This is a genomic window from Acinetobacter sp. AR2-3 (genome assembly GCF_001878775.1).
Classification (GTDB): Bacteria; Pseudomonadota; Gammaproteobacteria; order Pseudomonadales; family Moraxellaceae; genus Acinetobacter; species Acinetobacter lwoffii_D.
In genome coordinates, this window is sequence record NZ_MJIQ01000064.1 from 1 (window position 1) to 15,423 (window position 15,423).

At 43.2% G+C, this 15,423-nt stretch carries 13 protein-coding genes and 1 pseudogene; 9 read left to right on the top strand and 5 right to left on the bottom strand.

Annotated features, from left to right (window positions below; all coding sequences use genetic code 11):
• Positions 1 to 516, bottom strand: a pseudogene (locus BFN00_RS12515) (alkyl hydroperoxide reductase subunit F); the annotation flags it as partial.
• 233 nt (positions 517 to 749) lie between these two features.
• Between BFN00_RS12515 and BFN00_RS12520 the strand changes: the two are divergent.
• Both BFN00_RS12520 and BFN00_RS12525 read left to right on the top strand, forming a co-directional pair.
• Positions 750 to 968, top strand: a complete 219-nt coding sequence (locus BFN00_RS12520; protein WP_034438283.1) for a DUF1653 domain-containing protein — start codon at positions 750 to 752, stop codon at positions 966 to 968.
• 24 nt (positions 969 to 992) lie between these two features.
• Positions 993 to 1,583, top strand: a complete 591-nt coding sequence (locus BFN00_RS12525) for an O-methyltransferase (RefSeq protein WP_071851972.1) — start codon at positions 993 to 995, stop codon at positions 1,581 to 1,583.
• 11 nt (positions 1,584 to 1,594) lie between these two features.
• On the opposite strand, the gene BFN00_RS12530 is transcribed toward BFN00_RS12525, so the two are convergent.
• Both BFN00_RS12530 and ahpC read right to left on the bottom strand, forming a co-directional pair.
• A complete protein-coding gene (locus BFN00_RS12530; protein WP_004645498.1) occupies positions 1,595 to 1,801 on the bottom strand; it encodes a KTSC domain-containing protein in 207 nt (68 codons plus the stop codon).
• Between the two features lie 292 nt (positions 1,802 to 2,093).
• Entirely contained in the window at positions 2,094 to 2,657 is a 564-nt protein-coding gene (gene ahpC / locus BFN00_RS12540) for an alkyl hydroperoxide reductase subunit C (protein WP_004278916.1), read from the bottom strand.
• Between the two features lie 489 nt (positions 2,658 to 3,146).
• On the opposite strand from ahpC, the gene hrpA reads away from it, so the two are divergent.
• The 6 genes from hrpA (at position 3,147) to BFN00_RS12570 (ending at position 13,367) form a co-directional block, all read left to right on the top strand.
• Entirely contained in the window at positions 3,147 to 7,070 is a 3,924-nt protein-coding gene (hrpA, locus tag BFN00_RS12545; RefSeq protein WP_171260802.1) for an ATP-dependent RNA helicase HrpA, read from the top strand.
• Between the two features lie 30 nt (positions 7,071 to 7,100).
• Positions 7,101 to 8,210 (top strand): beta-ketoacyl-ACP synthase III, encoded by a 1,110-nt coding sequence (locus BFN00_RS12550; RefSeq protein ID WP_071851976.1) that lies wholly within the window; start codon positions 7,101 to 7,103, stop codon positions 8,208 to 8,210.
• Between the two features lie 26 nt (positions 8,211 to 8,236).
• Positions 8,237 to 8,989 carry a 1-acyl-sn-glycerol-3-phosphate acyltransferase gene (locus BFN00_RS12555; protein ID WP_071851978.1) on the top strand — a complete coding sequence of 251 codons (753 nt, stop codon included), beginning with the start codon at positions 8,237 to 8,239 and terminating at the stop codon, positions 8,987 to 8,989.
• Positions 8,990 to 9,185: 196 nt separating this feature from the next.
• Complete coding sequence (locus tag BFN00_RS12560) at positions 9,186 to 11,204, top strand: hypothetical protein (RefSeq protein ID WP_071851980.1); 2,019 nt, start codon at positions 9,186 to 9,188, stop codon at positions 11,202 to 11,204.
• Between the two features lie 90 nt (positions 11,205 to 11,294).
• A complete protein-coding gene (locus BFN00_RS12565; RefSeq protein ID WP_071851981.1) occupies positions 11,295 to 13,010 on the top strand; it encodes a DEAD/DEAH box helicase in 1,716 nt (571 codons plus the stop codon).
• Positions 13,011 to 13,040: 30 nt separating this feature from the next.
• On the top strand, positions 13,041 to 13,367 hold the full coding sequence (locus BFN00_RS12570) for a gamma-glutamylcyclotransferase family protein (RefSeq protein WP_071851983.1): 327 nt from the start codon (positions 13,041 to 13,043) through the stop codon (positions 13,365 to 13,367).
• A gap of 259 nt (positions 13,368 to 13,626) precedes the next feature.
• On the opposite strand, the gene BFN00_RS12575 is transcribed toward BFN00_RS12570, so the two are convergent.
• The gene (locus BFN00_RS12575) at positions 13,627 to 14,079 is read right to left on the bottom strand and encodes a DUF441 domain-containing protein (protein ID WP_004645490.1); all 453 of its coding nucleotides are present in this window, start codon (positions 14,077 to 14,079) and stop codon (positions 13,627 to 13,629) included.
• Positions 14,080 to 14,219: 140 nt separating this feature from the next.
• Here BFN00_RS12575 and BFN00_RS12580 point away from each other — a divergent pair, with 140 nt between their 5' ends.
• Positions 14,220 to 14,927: a pseudouridine synthase gene (locus BFN00_RS12580; protein ID WP_071851985.1), complete on the top strand. Its 708-nt coding sequence runs from the start codon at positions 14,220 to 14,222 to the stop codon at positions 14,925 to 14,927.
• A gap of 43 nt (positions 14,928 to 14,970) precedes the next feature.
• Here BFN00_RS12580 and BFN00_RS12585 read toward each other — a convergent pair whose 3' ends face one another.
• On the bottom strand, positions 14,971 to 15,414 hold the full coding sequence (locus BFN00_RS12585; protein ID WP_005106546.1) for a GNAT family N-acetyltransferase: 444 nt from the start codon (positions 15,412 to 15,414) through the stop codon (positions 14,971 to 14,973).
• Positions 15,415 to 15,423: the final 9 nt, after the last annotated feature.

The window sequence follows — 15,423 nt, forward strand, 5'->3', positions numbered from 1 at the left end:
GTCTCGTGGGCTCGGAGATGTGTATAAGAGACAGTCTTCCTGGAAGAAAGCCCCATCAATCATGGTGGCAGTAGTGCCCGGGTTATAAATGGCAATCAGGTTGAGTGCCTGAACCACATCCGGACAGTTATGGCAGCTTAAGGATACAAATACATCGAAATTAGATTGAACACCTAGGCTCTTGATATTCGCCAGAACTTCATCTGAAACTTTCGGTGCATAACCTGAGGTTTGCAACAATGCCAGGATCAGTGAGGTGAACTCATGGCCCATTGGCAAGCCTGCAAAGAACACACGCGGTTCCTCACCTTGTTTGGCAATCCCGAAACTTGGCGCACGTGCATTGGTCCCGTCAAAGCGTGCAGTGACCAGGTCAGACAGTGCAGCCACTTCGGCAACCAGTTCCTGGATTTTGGCTGATTTGTCAGAGCCATCTAAAGTCGCGACCAGTTCAATCGGGCCTTCCAGGCGTTCTAATAAGGTTTTAAGTTGAGCTGAAGTATTTTGGTCTAACATTGCTAACGTCTCCAAAGGAGTAAATGTTTATTTGATAATAAGATATTAAATGAATTGAATAAATAGGTAAAACAGTTTGTTTTTATCTTGTTGATCGGATTTGCAGATTTATTGAAAAATTCATCATTAATTTCAAAGTTCTATATGGGGGTGAAAGATTAATTTTCAAGTAGTTTAGAGCAAGAATAAGGATTTTCAGCTAAGATTAAAACAAGATATTTGAGACTTGAATGATGGAATTACGACGCGGTATTTATCAACATTATAAGGGACAGCTTTATCAGGTGTTCCATGTCGCCACGCACAGTGAAACTGAAGAAAAGCTGGTAGTTTATCAATGTCTTTATGGGGATTATTCAATTTGGGTACGTCCTTTAACGATGTTCACTGAAACCATTACCACCAACGATGATCGTGAAGTGGAGCGTTTTAAATTGATTCAGGCACTTTAAGCCCAACAGACTCAGGGAAGAGTGATGCAAAACTCAGATGAATTTGAAATATTCATGCAAGAATTATATGAAAAATTTCATAGGCATGATCTTAAGCAGGCAGATCGCCTGCACCGATACCGGAATATAGAGCCAGAATCCGGTCAATTTTTGTCTATGCTGATTCGTGCACAACAATCCAAAAATATTCTGGAAATTGGCACCTCTACTGGTTATTCCACCTTATGGCTGGCAGAAGCGGCTCGGCAGACTCAAGCCATGATTACAACACTTGAAGTTGATGCAGAACGGGTTACTCAGGCAAAGCAATATGCGACAGAAATAGATCTTGCAGACTTAATCAATTTTAAAGTGATTGATGCTCAAGTTTATCTGGAGGCAGAACAGGAAATATTTGATTTTATCCTGTTAGATGCTGAACGCGATGATTATGTCAGTTACTGGCCACATTTGAGTCGATTACTTAAAGCAAAGGGCGGGTTACTGGTAGTTGATAATGTCATTTCACATGCAGCAGAAGTCGAAGAGTTTATTGCCTTAATTCAGCAAGACCCACGTTTTATCATGAGTAGTGTACCCATAGGCGCAGGTTTGCTGATGGTGGGATTTCGTTAAATGGATTCACTTCAATCCATGCAAATTTTATTAAAATGTAAATTATATTCGAGATACTTTTCTACGAATGCGGCTTTGTCTTGGCGTCTTAACAGGTTGTCATAAATAAATTCAGGTACGGGATGATACAGCTCGGCATGACCATTACTGTATACAATTTTCAGGTGGCGGCTTGAGGGATTGTATTTCCAAGAAATCACGGTAAGCAGTTTTTGCATATGCGTTCCTCCACTGAATATTTCTTATCTTATCATTTGAACTTATGCCATATGGCTCTGCAGATGTATAGCTCAATTGTAAGAATCGGTAAGGATTATGAGAAAGCGAAGCAAAAGATATGCCTGAATTTTTATATGATGGATCAAGAAAGAAATAGGACTGCAATATTTAAAGTCCTAACAAAATAATTTAAAAAAATAAAATCCAGTATTGCACTGACATAAAAGTTCAAACCATAAAAAACCACGCTAAAAAGCGTGGTTTTTTTGAATCAGTTCAATCTAATTAAAATTAGATTTTACCCACTAGGTCGATTGAAGGAGCAAGAGTTGCATCGCCTTCTTTCCATTTAGCTGGGCAAACTTCGCCTGGGTGAGCGTGTACATACTGAGCTGCTTTAACTTTACGAAGAAGTTCTTGAGCGTCACGGCCGATACCACCAGCGTTGATTTCAACGATTTGGATTTTACCTTCTGGATCGATCACGAAAGTACCACGATCAGCAAGGCCGTCAGCTTCGATTAATACGTCAAAGTTTTTAGCAAGAGTCCAGTTTGCATCACCAACCATTACATACTGGATTTTTTTGATTTCTTCTGAAGAATCGTGCCAAGCTTTGTGAGTGAAATGCGTGTCAGTAGAAACTGAGTAGATTTCAACGCCTAGTTTTTGGAATTCAGCGTAGTTGTCAGCAAGGTCACCAAGTTCAGTCGGGCAAACGAAAGTGAAGTCAGCTGGGTAGAAGAATACAACAGACCATTTGCCTTTCAGGTCAGCTTCAGTAACTTCAATGAATTTGCCGTTTTGGAATGCAGTTGCTTTAAATGGTTTAACTTCAGTATTAATTAAGCTCATCATTGTCTCCATGATTGAGGTAGTCTTTGATTTTGAATAAGAGTATCGAAATTTTGGTTGATGCTAAAATGGTATTTTTACATTACAAACATCGGAAAAACCGAATTAAGTAAAAACGCGCCACTTTGGCAAAATCGCTTTGTTCATTGAGCAGCATCAAGATGATGGCCTGATGACAAAATTATCTCTTTTTCCTCGTGCTAGCAAACATGATGTTGAAACCAAAAAATTCAAGGGTCAATTCGGAAAAAAGCATAATTTCCACAAAATAATTTAAATATCAATTCCAAACTTGGACTTATGATTAAATCTAATCAGGGAAACTTATGCGTGTCATTTAGATATTTTGACAGGTTTATAGTGCGGAATTGAGAGAAATCAGGCAGCCAAAGCTAATTTGTCCGGCACTTAACAGAACTACGACTATCTGAAATCTAATGAACCAAGTAAAATAAACCTTTCCGGTTTTTTGATGTGGGTGTTTTCTCTGTGCAGAGTCATTTAAATGTAGATCAATGGATAATGGCGCGTGACCGTCACCGTTTAAATCGACTGAAAAAAGGGAAAGACGCAGATGCTAAGCAGTATCAGGAATTATTTGAAAAATCCAATCTGAAAGTACGGCAACGGCTTGAGCGTCTTCCGAACATCAAGCTAAATCAGGATCTGCCGGTAACCCAGTATGCTGACAAGCTGATTACCGCGATTCAAAAGCATCAGGTTATTATTGTAGCTGGTGAAACCGGTTCTGGTAAAACCACCCAGTTACCGCAAATTGCTATGCTGGCTGGACGTGGCCTGACCGGAATGATCGGACATACCCAGCCGCGTCGACTGGCAGCCCGCAGCGTATCACAGCGTATTGCCGAAGAAGTTGGCGAAAAACTCGGTGAATCAATTTCCTTTAAAGTACGTTTTACGGAACAGGGTTCGCAAGACTCAATTGTGCGTTTGATGACAGACGGTATTTTACTGGCCGAACTGACGCATGACCGATACCTGACCAAATATGACACGATTATTATTGATGAAGCGCATGAACGTTCGCTGAATATCGACTTCATTATGGGTTATCTGAAGCAGCTATTGCCACGTCGTCCCGATCTGAAAGTCATCATTACTTCAGCAACCCTGGATGTAAACCGTTTTAGCAGTTACTTTAATGGTGCACCAATTTTTGAAGTGGAAGGCCGCAGCTTCCCGGTAGAGCTGCGTTATCGCCCGATCTCGGAAATGAGCATTGGCGGTAGTGATGATGATGAGTTTGATGATTTTGAAGAAAACCTGCCTCGCGCTGTGGTCAAAGCAGTCGAAGAATGCTTTCAGGATGCACAGGAAAAAGGTCATCCCGAACATGCCGATATCCTGATTTTTGCCAGTACCGAGCAGGAAATTCGCGAGTTACAGGAAACCCTGATCAAACATGGGCCACGCCATACGGAAGTATTAACTTTATATGCGCGTCTGGCGCTGGCCGAACAGCAGAAAATCTTTAATCCTTCTGGTGGCGGGCGACGCATTATTATTGCCACCAACGTAGCAGAAACAGCTTTAACCGTTCCGAATATCCGGTATGTGATTGATAGCGGTTTTGCCCGTATTTCGCGTTATAACTATCGTTCACGGGTGCAACGTCTACCAATTGAAGCCGTTTCTCAGGCAGCCGCGAACCAGCGTAAAGGTCGTTGTGGTCGTATTGCGCCGGGTGTCTGTATACGTCTGTATTCTGAGGAAGACTTCCTGAGCCGTCCTGAGTTTACCGAACCAGAAATAAAGCGAACCAACCTGGCATCTGTAATTTTGCAGATGCAAAGTCTGGGCTTGGGTTCACTCGAAGATTTTGATTTCATCGAACCACCAGATCATCGTTTGGTCAATGATGGCCGCAAGCTCCTCATTGAACTGGGGGCAATGGCTGAGAAAAATTCTCCTAAAACTGAAGATGATCAAGCAAATCCCTCTAAATCTCCCTTTGAGAAAGGGAGACTTCAAAGCAGTGGCTTAACCAAGATCGGTCAGCAAATGGCGAAAATGCCGATCGATCCACGTCTGGCCCGCATGATTCTTGGTGGTGCACATTTTGGCGTGCTGAATGAAGTGCTGGTGATTGTGGCCGCACTTGCAGTTCAGGACCCACGTGAACGCCCTGCGGACAAGCAGATGCAGGCGGATCAGAAACATGCACTATTCCGTGAAGCCGATTCTGATTTCCTGTTCTATATCAAGCTTTGGGAAACGCTACACAATAATCGCGAAAGCATGAGTGAAAATAAGCGCCGTACTTTTGCGCGTAATCACTTCCTGAGCTGGCTGCGTTTACGTGAATGGAAGAAAACTCATGAGCAGCTGGTGGAGTTGGCTAAGGGTTTAAAACTGTCATTTAATGAAAAGAAAGCCAGTTATGAGAATCTGCACCGTGCCTTGTTGACCGGTCTGTTATCGTTTATCGCCAATAAGACCGATGAGCGTAATGTCTTTATGGCAGTACGTCAGCAAAAAGCTCGGATTTTCCCGGCTTCTACCTTGCACAAGACCAATACGCCGTGGGTGATGGCCTTTGAAATGGTCGAGACTTCCCAGGTGTATTTGCGTACCCTTGCCAAGATTGAACCGGAATGGATTCTGCTGGCCGCGCGTGACCTGCTCAAACATCATTATTTTGAACCGCACTGGTCGAAAAAAGCTGGTGTAGTGAATGCCTATGACCAGATTTCCCTGTTTGGTCTGATTATTGAGCCGAAACGTCAGATTAATTATGAAAAAGTAGATCAGGCGGCCGCGCATGAAATTTTCTTGCGGGATGCTTTAACTACCGGTCATCTAGGGATTACTCCACCATTTTTAAAGCATAACTTGCTTAAACTGGAAGAAGTCGAGCGAGTAGAAGACAAGCTGCGCCGTCGTGATCTGGTGGTTGATGAAGAAACCATTTACCAATTCTATGCCTCGAAAGTGCCGCCTGAAGTGGCTAGCCGTCGTACTTTTGAAGACTGGCGTGCCACAGTAGAGCCCCAGAATCCGCATTATTTATTTGTTGATGATGATGCGCTGTGGCTGAATGACCGTCCAACCACACAACAATTCCCAGACTATTTGCAGAATGGTAGTCTGTGTCTGGCTGCAACCTATCGTTTTGACCCGAGTCATGATGAAGATGGCGCGACAGTTAAAATTCCACTGCAAGCCTTGGCACAGGTCGATGAAGGGATCTGGTCATGGGGAATTCCGGGCTGGCGTCTGGATCTGATTGAAGCATTGCTAAAAGCTTTGCCGAAGGATAAGCGCCGTAATCTGGTGCCGATTCCGGATACTGCACGAAAACTCATGGCAAAAGTAGATGCGCAGGATTTACAGAAACATATTTTTAGTTTCTTGGCATTTCAGCTGCGAGGCGATCAAATCACTGAGAAAGATTTCAGTTTTGACCGGGTAGACCAATATCTGTTGCCATTTATCAAAGTTATTGATGAAAAAGGCCGTGTTATTGAGCAGGGGCGTGATCTTGCTGAGCTGAAAGCACGTTGCCGCACTGAAACGCATAGTCCGGTTAAACAGCTTAAAGGTGAATTTAAAACCTTCCCGGAAAGCTTTGTATTTGAAGCCTCGCAAAAAGTCACCGGTGTCGTGGTCAAGCAATATCAGGCGCTGGTTCCGACCAAAGCTTTTGCTGCCTTGGAGCAGAAAGATGAATCGGGTGTAGTGATTCAGACTTTCAATGATCAGGCTGAAGCGGTCAAAAAACATCGTGAAGGGGTGATCCGACTGGTGCATATGCAACTCGGAGACTTAACCCGCCAGTTGAAAAAACAGATTTCCAAACCTCTAGCGCTGGCTTATTCACCACTCGGTGACAAGGGACAACTGGAACAAATGTTAGTTTATGCCACACTACATATGTCCATTAATGAGCTGCCTGTCAATGCGCAAGAGTTCCAAAAGATAGTTGAAGATGTAAAAAAATCTTTCCTGACTTATGGCCAGGTTGCCCTGAAAGAGATCACGGATATTTATATCCAGTGGCAGGAAATCCGCCGGAAATTATTGGTTTTAGACCATTCTGTGTTTGAAAAAAATATCAATGATATTGAAGATCAGCTTGATTTAATGAGCCTTTCTGACTTTGTATATCGTAAACCTTCCGATGTATGGAGCGAATTTCCACGTTATTTGAAAGCCTTGATCTTGCGTTTAGAGCGCTTGCCCAATAATCTACAAAGGGACAATTCCGCCATTGACCAAATTGATCAATGGATGGAAAAATTATTCAAGTTTAAAGATGACCCTCGTCTGAAAGAATTGTATTTCATGGTCGAGGAGTTAAGAATCTCATTGTTTTCACAACCGATGAAAACAAAAGCACCCGTGTCTCCAACTCGCTTGCAAAAAGTATGGGATCGTCTTGGAATCAGTTAAGATATAGGTAATTCAGATAAGGAATTTTACATGGGCATCCGCATTACGGGTACGGGCTTATTCCATCCGGAACATGTCATCACCAATGAAGAATTAGTTGAAAGTTTAAATGCTTATGTGGAACTGTTTAATCACGAAAATGCTGATAAAATCGCTGCAGGCGAAGTTGAAGCGCGTCGTGGTTCTAGCGCAGAGTTTATTGAAAAAGCGTCTGGCGTACAACGCCGGTATGTTGTAGAAAAATCAGGTATTCTTGATCCAAAACGCTTACGTCCAAATTTACGTGAACGTGCAGATGATGAAATTTCATTGCAAGCAGAATGGGGTGTAATCGCAGCCAAGCAGGCGATGGAAAATGCCGGTGTGACTGCCGAAGATATTGATATCGTGATCCTGTCATGCTCGAATTTGCAACGTGCTTATCCTGCCGTAGCCATCGAGATTCAAACCGCTCTAGGTATCAAAGGCTATGCCTATGACATGAACGTAGCGTGTTCTGCAGCAACATTTGGTCTGAAACAGGCTTATGATGCGATCAAAGCAGGCGCGCGCCGTGTGTTATTGGTGAATGTGGAAATTACCTCTGCACATACCGATTTCCGTTCACGTGACTGTCACTTTATTTTTGGTGATGTGGCAACCGCTTCAATTATTGAAAATACTGACAGCAAAACCGGTTTTGAAATTCTTGATTCTGAGCTATTTACCCAGTTCTCGAATAACATCCGCAATAACTTTGGTTTCTTGAATATCTCTGAAAATGCTGACATTGACGACAAACGTTTCCGTCAGGATGGTCGTAAGGTATTTAAAGAAGTCTGTCCACTGGTTGCGAAAATGATTACTGCGCAACTGGAAAAGAATCAGATTGAGCCGACAGGTGTTAAACGCTTCTGGTTACACCAGGCCAATGCCAGCATGAATGAACTGATCCTGAAACTGGTCGTTGGTAAAGAAAATGCCAAACCTGGTTTGGTACCGATCATTCTGAATGAGTTTGCCAACACTTCTTCTGCTGGGGTGATCATTGCCTTGCACCGTACTGCACATGAAGTTGAAGATGGTGAATACGGCGTGTTATGTTCATTTGGTGCGGGTTATTCGGTAGGTTCGATTCTGGTTCAAAAGCGCGTGGCATAATCCGGAGTCAATAGGGAGCAGACAACTTGCAGGTCAAACATGATGGGCAATGGATTAGACGCTTAAGTGCCTTATCCAAATTATATTTTACCCCTACCTTTTTAGGGGCTGAATATATTGATGCCAGTCGGCCTGCAATGTATGTCGGTAATCATTCCATGTACGGGATCTTTGATTCGCCGATGCTGATTGATTACCTTTATAACGAACATAAAGTGGCTGTGGTCAGTATTGCGGATCATAGCCATTTTTATGTGCCCTTATGGCGTGACGCCGTGAAGAAGTTTGGGGCAGTCGATGGCATCCAGCATTATGTACGTGCTGTGATGCAGCAGGGTTATTCTATTCTGGTCTTTCCGGGAGGGGGGCGCGAAGTACTCAAACGTCAGGGTGAACAGTATCAATTGATCTGGAAGCAGCGTTACGGATTTTTAAAGCTGGCTCAGGAATTCAACTATGATATTGTCCCTTTTGCCGCGCTCGGTGGGGATGAAGTCTATGAGATCGGCTTTGATGCCAATAAGATCATCCAGCATAAATATTTTCAAAAACTCCTCAAAGTACCACAACTCAACAAATTACTACGTCAGGGCGATGTGATTCCATCTTTGCCTAAACGATTATTCCCAAAACGCCTGCCATTTTATTTTCAGTTTATGCCGCGACAATCGATTGCTCAGGTTCAGACTCAGGAAGAGCTGATCGCATTTCGGCACAGCTTGCAGCAACATATTTATACTGGCTTGGTCGAGCTTAAGGTGCTACGTCAGCAAGACTAAAAAAGAAAAATTCTTCCTGTAAAATCTAGGCTATGATCTATTGAGATGTTTTATTTTTAGCAATGTGGATGCATGGACGGTTTTATAGTGCAAGTGATGCCATAATGTATTTTTAAGTGTTCACTGATTGGCGATCAAGGACTCAGCATGATCCAATATAAAAATAAGATGATTCTAAGATGACCGAGGTGCACGTATGGAACAGGAAAGCTTGGTAGCATCTTTAAGGTTATTGGCACAACAATGTTTACGGATTTCTCCAGAGCTGAACCAGCTTTATCTTGACCAGATGGCGATGATTGGTCATCTGAATGCACAAAATTTAATAAAAATTCAGCAGGATCAACACCGGATTGAATTGGTGGATGGCCTGTTTCATATCCAGTTTCATATCCAGTTTCATGCTCCACGTGCACTAGACTCTGGAACTGCACCTGCTTTGGTCGATACACATTTTTATTTCCAGAAATACAAAGCAGAAGCGCTAGAGGAATTCTTTTTACAGGATATCTATTTCCTGACCGGGGATTTAAAACCACAGCATTCGCTGTATTTACGCGACAAAGCCAAACAGTTACGTCAACTTATCCTGGCTCAGGTCTATGCCTGGGTTAATGGCCCGGAACGGGTGTTCGAATTTTTGCGACAGATGTCGGTTGTTCAGGCTGAGATTATCGACCAGCAGCTGATTAAAGCCGGACTATACATAACACCCATCATGCAAAACTTTGTGCAGCATGGAAACGAAATTCCAGAGCAGATTCTTGAAAGCTTGCAACAGGCTTTTTCTTTGGAGTGTCTACAGCAGGCTGAATTCCTGTCGATCCAGTCATTGATGGACAGTCTGGATGAGTTCTGTTTTAGCGCCGCGCAGTTTTTGCCTCCGGCGATGTTCCGGATTATGTCACTGTCTTTTGAAGAGCGCTTTAATCTGCATGAACTGAATGATCATACTGATGATATCTGTTTGCTGTATCGGCATGCTGAGGAGCAGAGCAACTTGCTCGGTTTTGTCCGTCTGATGAACCGGGACGTGTGGCATCGGGATGATTTATTATCCAAACGGAATTTCCTGGAAAATCATCCGTATTTATGGCAGAAAAAAGTAGCCCGATTGCCACTTTTTGACTGTCATCGTGCCGTGAACTGGATCTTTAAGCAATCGGCCGAGGTACTGGACTGGATCAGTAATAATATCCAGCATAGCAGTGTGCGGGTCGCAGTAACGGCCCTAAGTTTTGTAGACAGCCATCATATTCATCCGCAGATTATTCTGGCGACCTTACAATATTTTCAATATGTCTCGGCGCGACTGTTTATTCATAGCATGCATGAATATGCGATCCAGCATGACTGGTTTCAGCACCAGCATAATCAGGCGGTGGTATTAAAAGGCACACGCCAATCGATCGAGGATCAGCGGATTGCGATTAGTCCGTCAATTCTGTATCTGGACGAATGGATGGAGCTGCTGCGCAATGTAGTCAAAATGGATGATCAGCTGACCAAAAAGGTTTACCTGAACTTGAGCCGGATGATGCAGGCTTATATGCAGCATTTATATAAAATTACGGCGCATTTACCAGATGAGGTTCTGGTGTATATTCAGCCTCAAAGCCAGCAGAACCGTGATTTCTATAATGTTCTGCACCGCTATCGCATTCCTTTTACTGAGTTCAGGCAGCTGTTTTATTTGCAAAGCGGGCATGTACGTGAGTCGCTTTTTGACAGTTATGTGCGTGACTATCTAGTAGAGTATTTTTCCAGTCATACAGAAATACCGAAAAACCTGAGCTGGACCAGTTTGTTTAATCAGGCGGTCGTCTGGCATGATCAGATTCAAAAGCAGGAAATGATCGCCAAGCTGAAAAAACAGTTTGCACTGGTGAACTGGACACCAATCACTCAGGTTTCATTTTTACTGTATTTCAACTGGCGTTTTGAAGAGCTTAAAACTTTGGAGCGGATTTTAGAGGAATCTAAAATTTTCAGGAACTGTCTGGCGGCAAGCTATGCCCAGCAAATTGTGGAAGGGCAGTATGTGGCCTTTCGCATGTCTCATCCGGCTGTGCGCCTACCCTTGATCTTGGGGTGTCAATTGGTGAATGGGCAGGTGATTTTTGATCAGCTGGAATATCCGAACAACCAGAAAGCAGAAGCTGAATACAGCAATATCGCCATGCATTTTATTAACTGGCTCAACTTGCAGGCCTGACAGTTCAATACAGCTTGTTTTCCTCCATGACGCTTAACTTTTCCGCTAAAAATCGTTAGGCTATAGCCGTTCTTTTACGGTATTGCTCTTATGAAACAGGAAACTGCCCTTAAGTTACTCAAAGCAGGAGAAAATGTCTTTTTAACCGGTTCTGCCGGTGCAGGAAAAACCTATACGCTGAATCAATATATTAATTATTTAAAGGCACGTAAGGTCGCCGTTGCCATTACTGCATCTACTGGTATTGCAGCCACACATATGAACGGTATGACCATTCATACCTGGGCAGGCATTGGTATTAAAGACTTTTTGTCTGAAGAAGACTTAAAGCGGATGAAAGAGCGCAAATACTTAAAAGAACATCTGGAAAATGCCCAAGTCCTGATTATTGATGAAATTTCCATGTTGCATGCCAAGCAGCTGAATCTGGTGAATCAGGTGCTGAAATATTTCAAAGACAGCGATGAAGCCTTTGGCGGTATTCAGGTGATTGTGGCGGGTGACTTTTTCCAGTTGCCACCAGTTGGTAAAAATGATGAGCGCAACCGGGACAAATTCTGCTTTATGTCAGATGCGTGGGTTGAAGCCAAGTTTCGCGTCTGTTACCTGACCGAGCAGCATCGTCAGGGCAATGATTATCTGAATGACATCCTGAACGCGATTCGTGCACAGGCGATTAGCCATGAACATCGTACGGCTTTACAGGCAACCCGACATCAAGAAATCGGCGATACCTATACGCGCCTGTATACGCATAATATGGATGTAGACAGTATTAACTTTAAGCATCTAAATGAAATTGACAATGATCCGCGTCAGTTTGATGCACAATGCGATGGCAATGAAAAGCTGATCGAAACCTTAAAATCGTCAGTGCGAGCGCCTGAAGCTTTAACCCTGAAAAAACATGCCAAAGTCATGTTTGTAAAAAACAACTTTGATATGGGTTATATCAATGGCAGTCTGGGCGAAGTCATCAGTTTTGAAGAGGATGATGAATATGGTGTGCTGCCTAAAGTCAAATTGACCGATGGTACTACACTGGTGGTTGAGCCTGAAACCTGGTCGGTAGACAATGAGGCCGGTAAAACCATTGCCAGTTTCCAGCAGATTCCATTGCGTCTGGCTTGGGCAATTACCATTCATAAATCACAAGGCATGACCCTGGAAGCTGCTGAGATTGATCTGAGTCATACCTTTGAAAAAGGCCAGGGCTATGTCGCCTTGTCCCGTTTAAAAAGCTTAAATGGCTTACGTTTAAAAGGCTTTAATGAACAGGCTTTGGAGCTCGATAGTCTGGCGATTAAAGCCGATCGCCGTTTTCAGGAACTTTCTGATGAAGCCGAAGCGAATTTTGAAAATGTCGATTTGACGGCACAGCATAAGGCCTTTATCCGACATTGTGGCGGGACTTTGAATGAAGTTGAAATCCAGCGCAATGAGAAGAAAATTTCCAAGAATGGGGGTAAGCAAAGCTATGCCGCTGCAACGCTAGACGAAACGCGTGAACTGTTTGAAGAAGGTTATGAAATTGCCGATATCGCGACTGAACGTGGTTTGACCCCGGCAACCATCATCAATCATTTGGGGCGTTTGCATAAAGAGCAGGGGCTGGATATCTCGCTGGCACATCCGGGTGAAGAGGTCGTGGAGCAGGTGCGCAAGATTTATAAACGCTTGACCAAGCGTCAAAATTCGGAACATTTTAATGATGACGGTTCTATTAAGCTGCGTCCGATTGTGGAATTGACTACGCCTAAAATGGCTTATGACCAGGTGCGTCTAGCACTACTATTTGTAGAGTAATCATCAAAATGATGTTTAAGAGTTCTTAAGATGCACAGTTTATTCGTATACGGCACGCTTCGTCCGCAGCAACCCAATGCCCATGTGATGGAACGGATTGGGGGAAGCTGGAAAGCCGGTTATATTCGTGGGCATTTGCAGCAGCGCGGTTGGGGTGCTGAGCTGGGCAGTCCGGGTATTCAGCTCAGTGATTCGGGAGAGACTGTTACCGGTTATGTATTCATATCCGAGAATCTCCCTAAATATTGGAATGAGCTGGATGTATTTGAAGGCGATGAATATCAACGTATTCCGGTTAAAGTATATTTGGAAAATGGTCAGATGGTAGAAAGTTTGGTCTATGCTTTGAAAGATTAGACTGGTAGGTGTCATTTATTGAATTTCTGATTTTTATCAGGTCACCGCTTTTAAAAATCATTCACTTTCCTTTGCTTGAATTTTGAAAGATCGAATTAATAAATATTCCGTTGATTTGATAGGATCTTCTGAGCAAGCCTGAAGCACTGTTTTAGAGCTTAGCGTAAGATAATCAACGGGCGATCTGCATATTTCCGGTCATGTGATGTATGTTTGAGAAATCGTTGCATACTGGTGAAGTGCGCTAATGATTTGAACATTATTGTGTACTAATCAATAAGGATAAAATCCCAGCCGCAATTAAAGGACCTACTGGAACACCGCGTAATACTGCTACACCTGCCACTGTGCCTAATAACAGTCCGGCTACCACATCTGGCTGATTCGACATCAGCTTCACTCCACGTCCGCCCAGCCAAGCGACAAAGACGCCAATGGCGATTGCCAGGAGAGACTTCCAGCTCAGGAAAGATTTGAGAATACTTTCTCCTGAAATTTTGCCACTGGCAATCGGTGTCAGAACGCCAATGGTCAGAATAATAATGCCGATATTTAAACCGTGCGCCTGTACATAAGGCAATAAACTGCTGAGAGGCGTGATTTTTAAAACGATTAACACCGCTGCAGCAATGGTGACGGCACTATTGTGACTGAAAATACCGCAAGCCAGTAAAACCAAAAGAACAATCAGATTCAGATCAAGTTGCGACATAAGCGGGAGAGAAAGAATGAAAAATAAAGCTATTGTAGAGCTTTTCAACGCATGATACCTAGAAAACAGCGGAAGAAACCAAATTCAGGACTGTTTCAGGATAGAATGCACAGGTCTTCACTCGATACAGGTATAAACAGATGCTGTTGGAAAAAATGTTGCAGTCACAAGGTTTCGGCTCTCGCAAGCATTGTCAGCAACTGATTAAAAATGGTGCTGTTTCAATTCAAGATGAAGTGATTGACAATCCCAAACATAAACTGGATTTGAATAACTTAAATTTCGAGGTTTATGGGAAAAGTCATACCTATCGGGAAAAAGTCTATATCGCCTTAAACAAGCCACAAGGCTACGAGTGTTCGCATCAGGCGACGCATCATTTTAGTGTGTTTGACCTGTTTGATGACATTCTGTTGAATCGGGGAATTCAGTGTGTGGGACGTCTGGATCAGGATACCACCGGACTGCTACTCCTGACCGATGATGGACAGTTCCTGCAAGCGCTCACCCATCCGAAAAAGCATGTCGCCAAAGTTTATCAGATGCAAACTGCGGATCCAGTCACGGATGAACAGATTCAGCAACTAGAGCAAGGTGTCGAATTGAGAAATGAAAAAGGGATTTTTGCAGCTACTGAAGTGACTCGATTGGCTGAGAACCGTCTGCAAATGACCATTCATCAAGGCGTCTATCATCAGGTAAAGCGCATGCTAGCTGCCGTAGGCAATAAAGTTGAACAGTTACACCGTGCACAAATAGGTGCTTTGGCCTTGTCTGAACTGGCTGAAGGAGAATGGCTGTATTTAAATGCGGAACAGGCGGCGCAGGCCAAATTTCGCTCGGAATAATAAATTTTTTATTCGCTTGAAATGTGATTAAAAAAATTAGGACTTATTTCAGAAAACAGTGATAGGTCTGAAATTCATCATCCTTGATAAATCCCATGGATTCGTACAATTTATGCGATTGATAATTATTCTTTTGGGTTTCCAGGGTGATTCTTAAGGCCTGTTCATGTTTGGCAAATAAAATCGCGGTATCAATCAGTTGTTTGGCTGCGCCCTGACGCCGAAAAACTGGAGTGATATAGACATCATCCAGAATATAATAGGTCGAGCAGGCCACCGAAGAAAAACCCAGATACAGGATGATAAAACCGGTAAAGGTATCATCTTTGGTATTAATAAAAATAACAGTCTGCCCATCTTCAAAACGCTGTTTTAAAAATTGGTAAGAGAGTTCAGGATTGGAAGACGTACCATAAAACTGTCGATATTCATCAAATAATATCGCCAGCTGATTCAGGTCTGCTGACTGGGCGCGTCGTACGAGCATTGCATACTC